The 17,782-nt window shown below is 38.3% G+C and carries 18 protein-coding genes and 2 pseudogenes; 2 read left to right on the top strand and 18 right to left on the bottom strand.

The features are described 5' to 3' along the window. Positions 1-31 precede the first annotated feature (31 nt). From DWZ93_RS13700 to DWZ93_RS13765, 14 genes and pseudogenes are all read right to left on the bottom strand, one after another. Positions 32-1,393 carry an MATE family efflux transporter gene (locus tag DWZ93_RS13700; protein WP_118384497.1) on the bottom strand — a complete coding sequence of 454 codons (1,362 nt, stop codon included), beginning with the start codon at positions 1,391-1,393 and terminating at the stop codon, positions 32-34. 50 nt (positions 1,394-1,443) lie between these two features. Beyond that, a complete protein-coding gene (locus DWZ93_RS13705) occupies positions 1,444-2,016 on the bottom strand; it encodes a CDP-alcohol phosphatidyltransferase family protein (protein WP_118384498.1) in 573 nt (190 codons plus the stop codon). Beyond that, entirely contained in the window at positions 2,006-3,070 is a 1,065-nt protein-coding gene (locus DWZ93_RS13710; RefSeq protein WP_118453281.1) for an FUSC family protein, read from the bottom strand. The genes DWZ93_RS13705 and DWZ93_RS13710 overlap by 11 nt, the downstream gene beginning before the upstream one ends. A 23-nt stretch (positions 3,071-3,093) precedes the next feature. Beyond that, complete coding sequence (locus tag DWZ93_RS13715; protein ID WP_118384499.1) at positions 3,094-4,140, bottom strand: HAMP domain-containing sensor histidine kinase; 1,047 nt, start codon at positions 4,138-4,140, stop codon at positions 3,094-3,096. Next, positions 4,140-4,811 carry a response regulator transcription factor gene (locus DWZ93_RS13720; protein ID WP_117602944.1) on the bottom strand — a complete coding sequence of 224 codons (672 nt, stop codon included), beginning with the start codon at positions 4,809-4,811 and terminating at the stop codon, positions 4,140-4,142. Before DWZ93_RS13720 ends, DWZ93_RS13715 begins: the two co-directional genes overlap by 1 nt. Positions 4,812-4,835: 24 nt before the next feature. Continuing rightward, positions 4,836-6,269, bottom strand: a complete 1,434-nt coding sequence (locus DWZ93_RS13725) for a phospholipase D family protein (RefSeq protein ID WP_118453282.1) — start codon at positions 6,267-6,269, stop codon at positions 4,836-4,838. Between the two features lie 189 nt (positions 6,270-6,458). After that, positions 6,459-8,018, bottom strand: a complete 1,560-nt coding sequence (gene cls, locus DWZ93_RS13730; protein ID WP_118384501.1) for a cardiolipin synthase — start codon at positions 8,016-8,018, stop codon at positions 6,459-6,461. A 36-nt stretch (positions 8,019-8,054) separates the two neighbouring features. Next, positions 8,055-8,735, bottom strand: a complete 681-nt coding sequence (locus DWZ93_RS13735; RefSeq protein ID WP_118453283.1) for a GTP pyrophosphokinase — start codon at positions 8,733-8,735, stop codon at positions 8,055-8,057. 33 nt (positions 8,736-8,768) lie between these two features. Then, a pseudogene (gene bsh, locus DWZ93_RS13740) lies at positions 8,769-9,745 on the bottom strand (choloylglycine hydrolase). Positions 9,746-9,907: 162 nt separating this feature from the next. Further along, positions 9,908-10,309, bottom strand: a complete 402-nt coding sequence (locus tag DWZ93_RS13745; protein ID WP_118453287.1) for a hypothetical protein — start codon at positions 10,307-10,309, stop codon at positions 9,908-9,910. Between the two features lie 7 nt (positions 10,310-10,316). After that, positions 10,317-10,613, bottom strand: coding sequence for a hypothetical protein (locus tag DWZ93_RS13750; protein WP_118384502.1), 297 nt, complete (start codon positions 10,611-10,613; stop codon positions 10,317-10,319). Between the two features lie 9 nt (positions 10,614-10,622). Next, positions 10,623-11,474, bottom strand: coding sequence for an AAA family ATPase (locus DWZ93_RS13755; protein WP_118453284.1), 852 nt, complete (start codon positions 11,472-11,474; stop codon positions 10,623-10,625). 81 nt (positions 11,475-11,555) lie between these two features. Further along, positions 11,556-11,756, bottom strand: a complete 201-nt coding sequence (locus DWZ93_RS13760; RefSeq protein WP_243007151.1) for a zinc-ribbon domain-containing protein — start codon at positions 11,754-11,756, stop codon at positions 11,556-11,558. Positions 11,757-11,898: 142 nt separating this feature from the next. Continuing rightward, the gene (locus tag DWZ93_RS13765) at positions 11,899-12,276 is read right to left on the bottom strand and encodes a hypothetical protein (RefSeq protein WP_118453285.1); all 378 of its coding nucleotides are present in this window, start codon (positions 12,274-12,276) and stop codon (positions 11,899-11,901) included. A 312-nt stretch (positions 12,277-12,588) separates the two neighbouring features. Between DWZ93_RS13765 and DWZ93_RS15335 the strand changes: the two are divergent. Then, positions 12,589-12,735, top strand: a pseudogene (locus DWZ93_RS15335) (DUF6061 family protein); the annotation flags it as partial. Between the two features lie 279 nt (positions 12,736-13,014). Here DWZ93_RS15335 and DWZ93_RS13775 read toward each other — a convergent pair. The 4 genes from DWZ93_RS13775 to DWZ93_RS15340 all read right to left on the bottom strand — a co-directional run bounded on the left by DWZ93_RS13775 (position 13,015) and on the right by DWZ93_RS15340 (position 16,947). Beyond that, positions 13,015-13,782 carry a zinc ribbon domain-containing protein gene (locus tag DWZ93_RS13775; protein WP_118384504.1) on the bottom strand — a complete coding sequence of 256 codons (768 nt, stop codon included), beginning with the start codon at positions 13,780-13,782 and terminating at the stop codon, positions 13,015-13,017. Between the two features lie 744 nt (positions 13,783-14,526). Next, positions 14,527-16,335, bottom strand: coding sequence for a hypothetical protein (locus DWZ93_RS13780; protein WP_118453286.1), 1,809 nt, complete (start codon positions 16,333-16,335; stop codon positions 14,527-14,529). Between the two features lie 106 nt (positions 16,336-16,441). Next, positions 16,442-16,630 carry a hypothetical protein gene (locus DWZ93_RS13785; protein WP_118384506.1) on the bottom strand — a complete coding sequence of 63 codons (189 nt, stop codon included), beginning with the start codon at positions 16,628-16,630 and terminating at the stop codon, positions 16,442-16,444. Between the two features lie 239 nt (positions 16,631-16,869). Next, positions 16,870-16,947, bottom strand: coding sequence for a TnpV protein (locus tag DWZ93_RS15340; RefSeq protein WP_317258981.1), 78 nt, complete (start codon positions 16,945-16,947; stop codon positions 16,870-16,872). Between the two features lie 614 nt (positions 16,948-17,561). Between DWZ93_RS15340 and DWZ93_RS13795 the strand changes: the two genes are divergently transcribed. After that, positions 17,562-17,782: flavodoxin family protein (locus DWZ93_RS13795; protein WP_147364678.1), on the top strand; the 221-nt coding region annotated here is incomplete at its 3' end.

The following is a 17,782-nucleotide window of genomic DNA, read 5'->3' on the forward strand; positions in this document are numbered from 1 at the left end:
CATAGTTTGAACAGGATCTTTTTATAATGCTTTATTTTCTATCTAAAATTTTATTAAACCGACTAAAGAACGTTGAAGTTGTTATTATCGCTGCCAAAATATCACTGATTGGCTCAGCCAAAAATACCGCAAATACTTTATTCTGGATAAAATGCGGCAAGATAAAAATCAACGGAATCAACAGAATCAATTTTCTTAAGCAGGCAAGTAATAAACTAACTTTTGCCTGGCCCAATGCCATGAAACTCTGCTGACAAGCAACTTGGAATCCAAGAGAAAAAATACCTGCCATGTAAATTCTTAACGCCCATGCCGTATACGTGATTAATTCTGTATTATTCGAAAAAATACCTGCAAACATCTTCGGAAATAGAAGCATAATCAACCAGAAGCATCCCGTAAAAATTGTACAAACTGTAAATTGAGTAAAAAATGCTTTTTTTACTCGATTTCTATTTCCTGCACCATAGTTATAGCTCATGATTGGCTGTCCACCCTGACAAATTCCCTGTAATGGTAATGTTGCAAGCTGGCTAACACTGGTAATAATTGTCATAGCCCCTACTGCGAGATCTCCGCCATATCTTGACAAACTGGAAGTAAAACTGATAGACAAAATACTTTCCGTAGATAACATGACAAATGTAGATATACCAAGAGCAAGGCATGGTAAGATGATTTCTTTTTTCAGTTTAAAGTTTTCTTTTTTAAGATGCAGAATCGTCTTCTTTCCTGACAAGAAACGAAGGATCCATATTGCCCCTACAGCCTGACTCAAAACAGTTGCGAGTGCAGCTCCCTTTACTCCAAGATGAAATACGAAGATAAAAATCGGATCAAGAATGATATTGATTACAGCACCAATCACTGTTGTCATCATGCTGATCTTTGCAAATCCCTGTGTCGTAATAAATGGATTCATTCCCATCACGATCAAAACAAAAATACTTCCAAGAATATAAATCCTTGCATAATCCACGCCATAAGGAAGTGTCTTATCGCTAGCACCAAACATCGTCAGTAACTGTGGCGCAAAAGTAAAGAATATCACCGTCAAAGCTGCGGCCATAAGCATGAGAATTGCAAAACAATTTCCAAGAATCTTTTCAGCTGTCTTATTATCTTTCTTTCCCATAGAAATCGCTGCACGCGGTGCACCTCCGGATCCTGCCAGCATGGCGAAGGCATTGATCAGCATGAGAATTGGCGTAAACAATCCAACACCTGTTAATGCTGCGGCACCGACACCTGGAATATGTCCGATATAAATACGGTCAACAATATTATATAAAAGGTTGATGATTTGAGCCACAACAGCAGGTATTGCAAGCTGGGCCAAAAGACGTGGTATTTTTTCTGTTTCCATAGCTTGTGCGTTTGACTTACTGTTCATATCTGTGTTCTCCTAAATATTATCTAGTCATCTCAATATAATCAAATTGCTTATGCAGTCTCTCCCCTAAGTGTTCTGGTATTCTTGATAATGTACAAAACAACTGATACAACCATCATTATAGCACACAAACCAATTAACAGATCTGACACCATTGGTGTAATGTGGAACCATATAATATGCACAGCCACAGTTCCATATAATAAAAAGGTTACTATTTTTCCATGCCAGTCTGCACCATGCACTTTTCCTGTTTTTCGTATCACAAGGCATCCACTAACCGCCATATAAAGTTCCTTAACTGCCATTATAACGATCAACGGGAGCATATGTGGAAAGCGAGTAAACAAGCAAATCAACATTGCTGCCTGTGTCAGCTTATCGGCAACCGGATCGAGAATCTTTCCTAGAGTGCTAATCATATGAAATCTTCTTGCAATATATCCATCAGCGAGATCCGTAAGACCGGATAGCAATAAGATTTCTCCTGCTAACAAAGGATTTTCCTTTACACAATAACTCCATATAATTACTGGAATCAGACAAAACCGAAAAAAAGAAAGCAAATTGGGTACTGTAATAATTCTATTCAAATTTTCTTTCTGACTTCCTTCACTCTGCATGTACGGTCACATCACTTTCCTTTTGTTTCGACATAAACCAATAAAATACAGCACAAAATGCCAATGCAAATACAACACCAAAAACATTCTGAATCACTCTAAGACTAACTGCTCCTTTTAATCCATAACTTTCCGCAGCAATTGCGAGAGCGCCAAAGGTATTAAATACAGCCTGCCAGCCGTATTGCGCTGAAAATCCTACACCAATTCCACCAAGAATTCCTATATAAGCATAGATGGATGATGGAAGCAGAAAATATAATACGGTGAAGCATATAACACCTACAATATTTCCGACAATCCTTTTACGGACTCTGTATTGCATGTCTTCCACAAACGGCAAAATTGCTGACATAGCCGCAATACCAGCCCACATTGCACGTGGCATATTGCAAAGTTCTGCAATGCAAAGGACAATTGGTACACATATAATCTGGCATAACTGCCATTTTGTTCTCGATGAAGTGATATCAAATTCCTGGATTAGATCTTTCAAATTTCTTTTAAAAGTTCTATTTTTATGATTTCGATAAAATACAAAACAGGTAAGAACTGCGCCTAAAATCATTCCGGCCAGTCGCATCTGATAGCTTGTTCCTGTAACATCATATCCATATAATAGCAGATAGCCAAGAACCAATGTAGATTGGTTAAACATGAATGGATTATGACATCCAAAAAATATCAACACTGCCAGTGCAGCAATATTTAACAGCATTCCCAGTACCGGTGAAAGCTGATTTGCAAAATGCGGACATACGGCCATTATTACAAAAAACATAGCCAAAAGCATCGTAGATTGTCCAGTGTGGATTCCCAAATCCGCATTTCGAAATACCATAAGACATAATAAAACTACCACACCAACAATACTGTTTTCATTTCCAAACAGGATGCTGAAAACAGTAACAAATAAAAAACAAAAAACCATTGTAACAGCTATCTTAATCAGATATACCAGTATATGATACATTTTTTCTTTCGTGGTTTCACTCTTTTTCAACAGGTTTTTCGATCCTGCCTGATTTAACTGTAATTCCTGATAAAATGTCATATAAATCCTCCCATCTTCTACTTTTATATTATATTCTCATTTGTCTGTATCGGAAGTTCTACAACAAATCTACATCCGCCATATTCCCGATTTTCTGCTTTAATCGTTCCTCCCGCACTATCTACAATCCGCTTTACAAGTGCAAGACCAAGACCGTTTCCTTCTGCCTTATGAGAACCATCTACCTGATAAAACTTGTCGAATATTCTAGCCTTTACATCCTCCTCGATTCCTGGTCCTTCATCCTCCACAATGAACTTCACAGAATTCTTTTCCTGTTTCAGAAACATCGTAATTGTTCCCTTTGCCGGACTAAACTTGATTGCATTATCTAAAAGATTCATCCAGATATGCATAAGAAGTCCTTCATTTCCAGTATATTTGACTTCCTCCAATTCTACCTGGAAGCCAATTTCTTTTTCTGTCCATTTTGATTCCAAAGAAAGAAATGCCTGACGAATCTGTTCGTCCAGTCGATATTTCGTTTTTTTCATTGGTATATTCTGATTCTCCAATTTAGACAACAACAAAATATTTCCAACCAACCCAGAAAGCCTCTTCGTGTTAAATAAGATTTTTTCTACATATCCCTCTTGCTCCTGCGATAATTCTTCTCCCTGAAGAAGCATTGTATAACCTTCAATGGCATTGATAGGGGTCTTAAACTCATGAGAAACATTAGATACGAAATCCATCTGCAGCACTTCTGTTGCACGAAGCTCTTTTGTCATCACGTTGAAACTTTGATAGGATTCACCAACCTCTGCTATACGACTGTTCGTTTCCAAATGCTGTTCAAAATCTCCTTGAGAAACTTCCTTCATTGCTTTACTGAGTCTGGTAATTGGCTCCAGTAACTTTGCATTAATAAAAGAAGTAATGAGCCCTGCGATCAGTGTATTAAAAATCAAAAGCCAGCCAAGCACAGGTATACTCCCCGGTAGCTTAAAGAAATGATTTAAAAATGCAAATAATAAAGCAGATATCACTGTTGAAAATACGAGAGACAGCCAGATTGCACCAGTCAGACAGGACCGAATCTTCAATCTTTTTTCTTTCTTCTGACTCATTATTTTTTCACCACCTTATATCCAATTCCACGCATGGTTACAATTTCGAAATTTGGATTATCTTTAAAACGCTCCCTAATTCTTCCTATATGCACCTCTATCGTATGTGGGTCTGCCTCTGTCTCATATCCCCAAACTTCATCCATTAACTGCTGTTTTGTAAATGTTCTTCCCGGCGAAGCTGCCAGCTTATATAAAAGCAGAAATTCTTTTTTCGGTAAAACAAGGCTTTCCTTATCCGTTGTAACGGTCATTGCATCATAATCAAACTCTGTTGAACCAATCACAATTTTATGTTCATTCAGGATCTGTGCACGACGGAGCAATGCGCCTACTCTTAAAACCATTTCATTCACATTTACCGGTTTTACCATATAATCATCACTTCCAGAAAGAAATCCCTGGCGCATGTCATCAAAGTTTCCTTTTGCAGTGATCATAAGTACCGGTATCTGGTATCCTGCTGAACGAAGTTCCGACACCAGCTCATAACCATCCATAACCGGCATCATGATATCGGAAATAATCAGATCAATATATTCCTTATCCAATACTTCTAATGCCTGAGCTCCATCCGGTGCACTTTTAACCTGATAACCATTCTTCTCGAGCACTTTCTGAAATAGCTGGCTTAATTCTTTATCATCTTCTACAATTAATATCTGAAACACGTTTTCCTTCCTCCCTGTTATCTATTAAAACAGATATCTTGCCCATCCAAGCAGATGCTGTACCAAAAACACATTTCTCTGACGTTTTTTTGTTAATTCAATCGGTTTTACATGATACGGATCATGATACGTGCCATCTTCTAATGCCTGTCGGGATACTTTTTCATATTCCATCATTCCTTCTTCCAACTGTTTATTGATTTCTTTGCTACGTATTACAAGCATCAATTCCGTATCCAGATACGTACTTCTCATATCCATGTTAAAGGAACCAATCACAGATAAATCATCATCGATCAGGATGCTTTTTCCATGGTAAGAATAACCGCCTTCATATTCCCAGATGTCAATTCCTGTATTTAAAATCTTATTTCTATTTTTTGCATAATCAGCAGACCCGAATGGATTGCCATTATTTGCAACCGAATTTGTCATGATTGAAAAATTTGGAACATTCTCTGCAATCTCCTCCCATGTATTGTACATCATATCATTACAGATAATATATGGTGTATGAATCTTTACACGATTCTTCGCACTTTTCATCAATTCTCCCAGCTGATACCAGACTACTGGTTCCTTGGAACCTGTGTGAATAGGATTTGATACTAATGCAATCTTTTCTGTCTCAAACGTTTCGTCTGTATAATTCGTATCGAAAATCATTCCCTTGTTTTCATTATAATATTGCTGATATCCTTCCTGCAGTTCTAATACTGCCTTCTTTACAGATTTTCTATTTGCAAGTTTCTTATCATTATGAAAATAGCCACTATCTTCTTGTTCCCATATCGTTTCAAAATAATCTAACAACTGGTTGACTGAATTTTCTTTCCTTGGCTCATCGCAAATAACCAACACATCTCTGTCATAGTTCTTGTGTCCTGGAAAATCGCCCAGAAAATAATTATATGTATTTCTTCCTCCAAGAATATAGTTCTTACCATCTGCAATCAAATATTTATCATGCATTCTTCCCATCATTTTCCATGGTTTCAACGGATTGGCCTTATTGTATAATTTGATTTCAACATTCTCATGGGAAGATAATCCATAAAAATACGGATTACCTTCCATATCAATCCAACTCTCCATTCCATCTACCAGCAAGCGAACATGTACACCTCTGTCTGCCGCATCACGAAGAGCTCCTAAGATCAATTTCCCACTTTCATCGGATTTGAATGCAAACGTAGAAAGAATAATTTCCTCTTTTGCATTCTTAATCAATCGCACTCTTTGTAAAAGAGCTTCCGAATTCTTTTCTATGATCACTGCCCGTTCTGGATTCTCACTGCATTCGTTCCACGACTCATTATGTATTTCTTTTATGGTTTTTTCGGACATTTCTGGCTGTTTTTTATATGCAATGCAGATTCCAAGTAATTCATAACAAGCCATAAACAGAAGAACTGCCAGTATAACAAGAAGAATTTTACATATTTCATGCTTTTTCATTGTATATCACCTGATTCCTTTTTTCCATGCTTATATAATACAATGTCAATCTCAACTCAACCTCAACAAAATTTATTTTTTTCAACTAAACGGAAATTCTGTACAAATCATTCGATATAACAAAACGACCTCTCAAAAACAGTCGACTTTTAAATTAACTGTTCTTTGAGAGATCGTTACATCAGATTCTTATAGCAATCCAGCAAATAATCTCATAAATAATTGTCCTAATCGTAAATACGCACTGCGTCCGGTACAATATTGTTCTGTCACATCACGACATTCACCCATGGTTTTTATCAAATCACTCTTTATATCTAAAACAGACTGACAATCTATCATAAAACATCCATTTTCAAAATGATGGTATAAACTTCGATAATCCAGATTAATTGTTCCACAAGTTGCCATACAGTCATCCACCACACTCATTTTTGCATGGCAGAAACCAGGAGTCCATTCATAAACACGCACACCATGTTTAACCAATCCATGATAAAAAGAACGAGTGATATTATAAATAAATTTTTTGTCTGGGATACCCGGTGTAATAATTCTGACATCCACTCCTCGCTTAGCAGCCAAACATAACGCATGTGTCATTTCGTCTGTTATAATCAGATATGGAGTCATGAACCAACAGTATTTTTCAGCTTTATTTATCATACTGATATAAACTTCTTCTCCAACCTGTTCATTATCCATAGGACTGTCTGCATAAGGCTGAATAAACCCCGTTTGCTGTGCCTTGTAATCATAATGAAAAATATATTTACCAAAATCAGGATCATTCGCATCTTTATCACTAACCGCATTCCACATTTCCAAAAATGTCACTGTGAGTGACTGAACAGCATCTCCTTCTAAACGAATACCTGTATCTTTCCATTGTCCATAAGGATGTGTATAATTAAAATATTCATTTGCGAGGTTGTATCCACCGGTAAATCCAACCTTCCCGTCAATAACCGTTATTTTTCTATGATCACGATTGTTCAAGAACAAATTTAAACCTGGTACAAACGGATTGAATACACGGCAATGAATTCCTACGCACTCCATTTTTTTCACAAAATCAGTATTAATAAATCCTATAGAACCCATATCATCATAAAATATGCGTACTTCCACTCCAACTTTTACTCGTTCTTCCAGAATCTTTTGGATCTTATGCCACGCCTCTGCATCTTCTATAGCATGATACTCCATAAAGATAAACTTCTGTGCCTTTGCGAGATCTTCAAGCTGGGTCTCTAATCCCTTTACTGCTTCATCGAAATACATCACATCCGTATTCTGATAGATTGGATACTGCGAATTTCTTTGTATATAACTTGCAATATTTCCTGCCTTCGGAATCGTTTCGTTTATTCTGTTTAAACACTCCTGATTATCGGAAAGCATTGGTAACAATTTGCTATCAATTTCTGCATATCGCTCACGCATTTTATGTGTGCCGCCATTCAAACCAATCAATAAATATAGGCCTACACCCATAATTGGGAAAATTAAAATTAATATAACCCAAGGCATTTTCATGGAAGATGTCTTATCTGATGCATACAATCCCAAAACTAAAATTCCACTTAAAATCCTTGTAAATAGATTTATAATTTCTGCATATTCATTTAAGCGTGTTACAATAGTAATAATAAAAACTACTTCTAGAAGAATGCAGATTATGGAAAAACACAATCGTTTTACTCCGTTTTTTGTTTTCGCTTTTCCTTCTAAAGTATCTTGTTTCATATATATTCCAACCTTTCTACTCGATCAAATTTCTGCTTAAATTTCGTGGAACATACCAATTTTGTCTTTTATTCTCTGCATTTCATTATCTGCTTCAATGACAACTCTTGCAGAATGAAGTAATTCTTCACTGATCTCTTCATATCCAGGCATTTCTTCAATGCCTTTTTTATAACGAAGCTGATGTTCCAACGTTGCCCAAAAATCCATCCCATTAGTTCGTATTTGAAGTTCTACACGCATAGGTGTTTTACCCTTAGCAAAAAATACAGGAATCTCAACAATCATGTGATAGCTTCGATAGCCATTTGGTTTGGGATTTTTTATATAATCCTTTACTTCAATAACTTTGATATCATCTTGTTGTGTGATCAAATCAGATATCATATAAATATCATCAATAAACGCACAAACTATTCGAACACCCGCTACATCATTTAGATATGTTTGTATATTCTCTGTTGTAAAATCATGTCCCATTTTCTGCAGTTTATTATAAATACTATTGGGTTTCTTAATTCTTGTCTTTATAAATGAAATAGGATTTCGATTGTTCTCAACTGAAAATTCATCATCTAAAACCTCAAGTTTGGTTCGAATTTCCCGGATAGCACAACGGTACATCATCATTAAATTATAAAACTTTGTAGCATTCTTTAAAAACTGCATTGATTCCGGATTATCCATCCAGAGTTTTTCTACCTCTTCCTTTGTCATGGTAATTTCCTTTCTACTTCTTATTTATAAATACTATTTATTTTGATAATTGATTTGTTCTCCTTGAATTACAGGATAACAGATCAAGTTATTACCATCCAAATCTTCCGCATACATATCTACCGCACTTATCTGATGATTTTCATAAGTATTGTAATAATAAATGCCTTTTGTAACATTACAACAAGATGTATATAATGTAATTTCATATTTTCCATCAGCCACCTCGCAACATCCACGTTGCTGATCCACGGATCCGAGAATGTGAAAGAACTGGCTAACACTCTCTTTCTCTGATTCACCTGAAATTGCATGTATCTTTGTAAAAGCAACACGCACAAATCAAGAGGAAGATGAGAGATCTCCCGGAAGACCTATTCCTCCCATACCTCTACTATATGCATCAAGAGCCAAATTTTCGCCAAAAGTGTTCTCTGGCTGTTTTGGGGACAAATGCATATAGTTGTTTAATTGAAACATCTGCTGTGGAAATGGCGGATTATTCGTAAGCACTCCTACCGGGTTATCGTAAATATGCAAACCATGTGACATAGATTCTACCGTAATTGATTCGTTTTCATCAGAAATTATCCAATGTAATTGCGCTAATGGCAATTGCTCACTAAAGGGAGTATTCACAATATTAATTCGATCAAGAAGCTCCCGAGCTTCTGCCAAAGAAGCACACTGGCTCAATATCCAAGGAATGAATTCAAACTGTGCAATATTTTCTACATCTGACTGAACCTCGGAATAAACAGCATTTCCGACAAAATTCAGTCCAGCAATCGCCACTCCTTTTTCATTCATCGCATCATAATACAACGGATAGTTTTCTGCAACATGAGCCATTCCAATCATTGCATAATGCTTTTTTTATCTCCAATATAACGAAAATGAAACGAATAATTACGTGGTGTAATTACAATCTGATCACCATAAGAGAATTCATAATCGAGGGTTCTTCCAAAGTAAAAATCTTTTGATTTATAAGTTGCTGCTGTACACATGATTGTTTATCCTCCTAAATATTTTGAAATATGTCAGTAAATTTTTGTCGAACAATAGTATAGCACAATTCTGTTATTTTGTTTCAAATTCACTAATAATCGAATTAAAAAAGAGTTTGAATGCCTTCAAAAGATTACACTCAAATACTTTGTAAAATCATATTATTCCGCCATCAGTCTTTCAAACCTATCCATAGCAAGGATGAACTTGCTTGCTCCCGACCATTCTTGCAACATCTCATCCAAAGTCTTATGCTTCACATATTTCTGCACATATACCCAGCAGGCAACACCACTGGCTTCTGATACAATGTCAGCTATAGTTTTACGCATGACCTCTTCAAATTCAGCAATTTCTTCTTTTTGAACAACATCATACAGTTTTGGTTCTTTATAATCTAATTTCACGCCATTTTCATGTACGTCTTTGATCAGATCCTTAACTTTTTCTCTTGAGTTCTCCAGTATTTTCATGTACTCCCAGATGAATGCTACCACATCGGATGATGTATCTTTTTTGATCAGCGGTAACTGAATAAAATCGTTTTTTTCGCTCATTTTCATATCCTCCTCAAGATAAAATAAAATCAATAATAGATTCTCTTGTCATGTCCAGTACAGTGTCTACAAACACTCCTGCAAACAGGATCAGATACAGAATAACACTCAGCACAAACAGGAATGCAACCTGTAACCAGTCATGATAACAATATGCAGTTGCTATAATCAACAAAGTGAATATAAATCCAAGGATCCCTCTGACAACCGCATAAGTCTGTACTGTCATCTTCACTGCCAGGCCGATCACAAAAAGGATCAGCCATACCGGCAGTAATAATATCTTTCCAGCAAGTTTTAAAATAAACATGTGCACCTCCTATCTTACCAGTCCTGGCATATCATGGTTCACTTCTGCCTGATAATACCCGTTCATCGTAGACGGTGCATTAAACAGAGCTGCCAGTAAATATTTCTTGATATTCTTCACTTTACTTGTATTCCCTCTCATACAGTGCAGGACATACTCTATATGTGAATAAGTCAGCATCAAAAACTTTTTCTTCACCAGTGAGGCCGGATACCAGTTGCTGGCAATCAATATTTTGTCGTTTTTACACATCACAGTTTCTACGATCAGGTTTACGATTTCATCAACCTGTCGCATATCGTCATGATGGGTTACTTCCAGTGACTCATAATCAACGGTCTCTTTGACCAGATTTTCAAAAGCCTGATATTCCTCAGTAGAATTATCGCCATCGGATCTATTCTCATCTGCAGATACGATTTGATTAGATTTATTATAATTCATTTCAGTATCACTAAGATTAGGTAAACAATCGATCAAAATATAATCATATCGGAATCGTATCGTATCGATGTATTCCTTCATGATCATTTCCCTGCTCATTACATTCCCCATCGTCACTTCCAAAGTTGACAATTCAATATTGGCTGGAAGCAGATCCACGTTTTCCTGATGATGCAGAATACCGTCTTTCTCTGATATTTCATCTTCATTAATCACTTTCGTCATGATGGTTGCCAAAGTAACTCCCAGTTCATCCGGCTCTACATATCCAAGACTTGCCGTCAGACTTCCCTGTGGATCTGCATCGATCAATAACACTTTTTTACCTTCTCTTGCCAGTCCAATCCCTAAATTAACGGTTGTGGTGGTCTTTCCGACTCCGCCTTTCTGGTTAGTAATGGATATCACTTTACACATATGTCGTTCCTCCTGTATTCTTTCATCAAAATTCTTCATCACGGAATGCTTCCAGATATTCATCAATAAGGTCCAGATTAACTAGCACAATTCGTTTGACATCGGGCATTTTTCTCCATTGGAACGAGCCTTAACGCTTGTCTGCCATTCGTGACCGCAAGCACCTTTCCACCATACTTTTTTATTTGAACCGAAAGTAATGTCATCAGGTGTAAGCGGTAAGTTCTTCTCCGACCACTCCGAAACAAGCTCCGGATGTACTTCTGTTAAACTGTTGTTCATAGCCTCACCCTCCTTGTGCTTAGAGTATATGAAGTTTTGGCTTTATCTTGTAGTTTGCGAATATCTGTATAAATAGAAAAAGCCCTTTGAGAAAAGGATTTCTCCTCTCTCAAAGGGCAAATTAAAAAGCTTGAATTTGTAATCACATTCCATACATATTGGCATTTTTTACAATTACTTTATCGCCTTTTTCTAATTGTTCCTTGGAAATTCCTCGTAACCCAAGTCCAACATGCTCTGTTTTATATCCACAACCATTTGCTTTTCGTTCTTTTGTATGTACATCGACAGTAGTAATTCTGGTTTCTAAGATATCTCCATTTGCTTTATAAATACACGCATTTTCCCCTTCTCTGCACATCCCTATTAATATGTTTCCTGTGGCAACTGTTCCAACCCCCATAATTGTAAATGCATCATCAACAATCAATTCAAAATCTTCTTTTAAACATGATGGAACATCTAATCTGTTCATATACTCTTTTTCTCGCTCTTTTTTGCTTTTACCAAATAATCCCATAGTGTTTCTCCTTTATAACTCCCGATTGAGATTTCACCTGTTTTAAGAGATTTAATAACTGTTATATTTTGTTATTAAATTCTCTGTAAATCCTTGAAAACACTGGATTTGTCGCAGATGAGCTTTCCCTTATTGCTTCCCTTGTGTTATATCTTCCCATATAAGTTTACGAACTCTGATAAGGGAAAATACAAGGGCAAGAAAAATCTATAAAACAGTATAACACAAAATAAAACTGACATGGTGAACTGATTGAAATGCTTCTGATTTTTGTAACTGATGATTGATTGATCGATAAGGAGATAAGATACGATGAGAACAATATTTGCAGAATACAATCCACAGTGTAACAGTATTGATGTTTATACCAGTGCAGGCTATATGCTTCGCATTGACTGTTGGGAAGCAGAAAAGAATTTAAGAACCACACCCGGATCAGATTGTGCTTTAACATCGCTTGTGTGTTACCTCTTGGTGTCAGGCACTATTAAGTTTTTTACTCGCACCTTTTTCAAGGTTACTTTATCCACTCGCTTAGCACCCTGTATTACTACAACGCACCGAGTTTAACTACACGGCTCACCGGCGATTACCGTGACCGGACTTACCCCGGCAAGTGTAGTCCAGCTTTGCTGGACACACGTAAAAGAAAAGAGGTGTCGCAAATTGCTAACACCTCAAAATTCCTTTGCTTGCACTAAAATTATGAACTCCAATGGTTTGCTATTTTCTCTATTCTTATCTTTTCTTATACAATACAAGTTCCGGATTTTTACCATCTTCTTCATAAGTACAAATAAGAATAAAATCCATATCTGCAACAACGCCGAAACATCTATCGCCGCCGTATTCACATTCAAGCTGATTGCCCAGATATGTCTTTGCCTCATTCAAAAACTTAGCCGCTTGCCCATTCGGAAGCCGGTACTCAAGATTCACATACTTTCCCACAAGGGCATTCAGTTTTTCCACCTTTGGCATTCCGTCAACATTCAATTCGTTAATTTCATTGATTAACTTTTTCTTGAATTCTTCAAACTGACCGTTATCACTAAGCTCATCATATTTCTTCCAGTAATCCAAAGTAGGAAGCAGCTCTTTCATATAAGAACGGGCTTGTTCCTCCGTGAAATTCCCGCTTACCATATTCTTAACACAAACTTCAATCAAATCGTCCATATCATTGTAAGTATATGTTCCATCGGCATAACACCACTTACAATAGTCCTCGTTGAAAGAACCATCGTGATTGTGTCCAATAATATCATCATCTTCAAGCGGCATTCCGCAGCATTGACAAATAAGCTTTCTCGGTGAGCCTAAAAGTGTATTTATGGAAACATCGAATACTTTTGACAGCAATTTCAATGTTTCCGTATTCGGAACTGTTTCTCCGTTTTCCCAACGTGAAACTGCCTGACGACTTACAAAAACTTTTTCTGCAAGCTCATCCTGCGACATTCCCTTTTGAGTACGAAGTTCAAGTATAACCTGTTTTGTATCCATTATGCAGTACCTCCCTTACACCTTTATTATAGTCTCACGCATTATCTCAAACAAGCAACTCGCAGTTGCTGTGATTTTTCGATTTAAAAAAAGCTCCGAGGGAATGAACTTCTCACTATTAATAACTATCCTGAATTATTCACGGAACAGTATCTGAAGTAATAACTGTGCCATGAATCTAAAAATTGGTCCATGTAGCCATAACATCACTCAATTAACCCGTCAAAAGGGTATAAAATCCCTGTGGCGGAGTTCAGAGGGCAATTGTTAAGCTATCAAGGTTCGTTAATAGTTGCTATTCCAGCTGTGCACATACCTCTTGGTGTTAGGCACTATTAAGTTTCTATGGTAGAAGATGTTGAGGTTATCCGGACAATTGTGGATGAAATTCAAACGAAAAAATAAGATGATGAAAAATCTATGGAAACCACATTTGTGTGGCACCATTAAGTTCCTACTAATTATTTTAACACACAGTGGATATCAGGCACAAATAGAAAGCTCGTTGTATTTCTTCCTGCCACGCTCATCAAGAAAGAACGCCCAAAACCGTTTCCCGCTGTATAGTTTCGGGGCGATTTTAGGCGTTTTCTTTCGATATGAGTGGCTTTGTTTTGACGGCGGTATCCTTTACCGTCCGTCATTCAAAAACCACTGTTTGTCGCTTCCGGGTAACAAAAAAGCGCCGTATTGCTACGACGCTTTTGTCTTGCCCGGAAGATGGAGCAAGGGAACGCTATTCAATTATCTGTTGTGCTTTTTCTTTCTGCTTACAGCTGTTGTTCCAATAACTGCACCGCCACTGACGAACAGCAGGGCAAACCACAAAGCAAGATTACTTGTGTCGCCGGTCCGTGGACCTTTATCGGATGCTCCTGCTTTGGTACTGGCTGGCTTTTTCTCAAGAGCTGCAATGGCATCTTCGATATCCTTTGCCATCTTATCCACTTCGGATTGCTCAGTAATGTTCTTGCCGCGCACGACAGCCTTGACAGCGGCTTCCACACCAGAGAAATCCTTGTAGTCATTCTTGTTCAGGGCATTTGCTTTGGCAATGGCTGCATCAACCTTAGTGTAGTCAGCACCCTTGTATTGCAGGGCAGCAATGGCATCTTCAATAGCCTTCGCCATTGCGTCAACTTCGCTCTGTTCAGTGATGTTCTTGTCACGGACAACAGCTTTGACGGCAGCTTCCACGGCGGTGAAGTCCTTGTAGTTGTCCTTGTTCAGGGCATTTGCCTTGGCAATGGCTTCGTCGACCTTAGTGTAGTCAGCAGGTAAATAAGTCATTGCAACCGTCTGCGTATGCGTTGCCGCATCGGCAGTGATCGTTATATTGCCGGTGTATGCTTTGCAGTTATCGGCTGTTACTTCAACAGGGTAAGTTCCTGCTTCCAAACTGACAGAGCCGGTAACCTCCTGACCATTCACTTTAACAACAACATTGGTCAGACCGTCTGGCGTTACAACGAAAGAAACCGGATAGACAGCCTTTGTGATAAAATGAACATTTTTATAAAGTGCAAAGTACTGAGTACCGCTGGAAAGTAGGTCAATTTCTGTTCCTTCCGAGTCTACAGCTTTTGCATAGTTCAGGTGATAGCCATCGGCAATCACAGGCACACATTCATCGAAAATTGCAGGGATATTATTCTCATTCGTATTCTTTGCATCAATCTCTGCTTCTTCTACGGTAAAAGTACCGTTACCGCCCATCGGGAATTTACCGTCAGTGGTTACTTTGGCTCCTCCTTTGATCAGAATATTGCCTTTTGCCCATATTGCACCGTCCGCAGTAGAGGTACAGTTTACCTCGCCTCCGTTAACCGTCAGATCGCCTGCAGCATACAGACCGGGATAATAGCTTGTTGCTTTAACTTTAGATGCAGCAAGTTCAATATCGCCGCCGTTTCCTTCGTTATCTTTCCTGATAAATGCTCCGTTGCGTCCGTCCTGAGTCGCCTTAAGCGTAACATCGGCGCCGTTTACAATCTTCAGCCTATGGGCATCGATTCCGGCATACAAGCCGGTGGAATCCACTTTTGCCCCGTCAATTTCGACCGATCTTCCGGCTATGCCCAATCCGCCTTCAGCGCTTATTGTGACCTTTGCTTTATCGGAAATCTTGACGTCAGCCCCTGTGCTAATTCCATCGTAGTTTTCCCCGATAACGTTGATTACCAGTGTTCCGTCGCCGGTAATCTCGACAGAATTGCTGTAATTGAGGTATATTCCCACTCCTCCGTAGGGATCGGTTCGGGTAATGCTATTTGTCCCGGTCAACCGTATCTTCAACGTACTGGGGATAGTCGTTTTAATACCGTAGTCTGACATGGTGTCGTTGTCAAGGGTAGCATTGTTCAAAGACAAGGTGTGAGTGGTCGGGTCATAGCTTACTGTTCCGCTGCAAAGATTATCCTTATTCTCAGACGTGACCTGTACGCCGTCTACCCAGATGTCGTAGACTGTGGGTTCCGCTGCCAGTGCTGTGGCAGGCAGGAGTCCAGCTACCATTACAATGCTGAATAGGATTGCAAATAGTTTTTTCTTCATAACAGTTCCTCCATTTTTTAATTGTCCGCTATTTACTTCCTCCGACAGCGGACACGCCGGAGATGACAGAAGATTTAACCGGAAAAGATTGATTTGCCGGTCGTGGTTAGGACTTCAATATCAAACCACCATCCTTCCGACAAACGCAAAAAGCCGAAGCCAAGGCATAATGCGCCCTGTCTCCGGCAACTGGTTCGTTATAAATTGTATGAAATAAGACTTGACACGCTGAAAAAACAGCGCTATGCTCCTGCTGAGCCGAGCCGGCAATAATTGTCGCATTTCCGTTTTCCATAGTCAAGTCCTCCTTCCATAATTTCTAAGACAAAAAGGATACAAATCCCCCTACCCCATAAATATACAGAAATATTATAGCAGATTTTTTCAGAAATCTCAAGCAGTTTTCAGAATATTACTCTCATCTTTTTCTCAAAGCATTGCCTTCTTCCATTATTCACGGAACTTTATGACTTCTTGAATACTACCCGAAAAAGAAAAGCCGCCGTCTGTGACAGCGACTTTTCTTACTTAGTATTAACAGTATATAAGCTCACTCGAAACGATTTCCATAGCAGCGCTACGGATGTTGTTCATCCTCTGCACCCACAGCATTTAATTTCCGCTTTGAGGGCTTCCGTTACGCCCTCTTTTTTCGAAAAGCTGCTTTACCAGCCGAGAAAACATTGCTTCTGCCTGCTCGTTGAGGTCTGCAAGGTAAGCCTTGCCAAGCAAAATGCTTATGGGAAGTCACTAAGGAACAGACTGCTTATCTGTATCATAGGATTCTAACCTCTGCCGGGTACTCCGCCAGCTCCGTAGAGAAGTATCATTATCATTCTGACTGTCATCGCCATATCAGGGGCAACCTGATACTCATAGCCGGAGTTCTCGCTATTCTGAAATACAGAAATCACGGCGTACCTGCTAAAGTGGCTATCATCAGAAATAAAGTCTTAGTGAATGACTTATTCAATTTTCAAGTGAAAAGGCTTCCGGTTTTGCTATCCGTAATGAACCCCTTCACTCATTTGGACAAAGGTGTATGAAATGCACACCCAAAATCGCTACTTTTGAAAAAATTTCTTGAAAAAATTTTTTCTGAACGAAAAAAAGCCGCCTATTTTCCTCAAAATTGAGGTCAATAGACGGCGGGTAGAAATATTCACAATTTTGGTGTATAATATGAAATCCAGAGAAAAACAAATCGAAAGTTGGAGGATACACGCATGAAAATTGTAATCATTAATGGAAGTGCCAGAAAAGGAAATACGCTGGCAGCAATCAATGCATTTATAAAAGGAGCGTCAGAAAAGAATAAAATTGAAATCATTGAACCCGACAAACTCAACATTGCACCATGCAAGGGATGTGGTGTCTGTCAATGCTCCAAGGGATGCGTCGATAAGGATGATACAAATTCTACAATTGATAAAATTGCTGCCGCAGA

It is taken from the genome of Dorea sp. AF36-15AT (genome assembly GCF_003477705.1).
GTDB lineage: Bacteria > Bacillota > Clostridia > Lachnospirales > Lachnospiraceae > Claveliimonas > Claveliimonas ammoniilytica.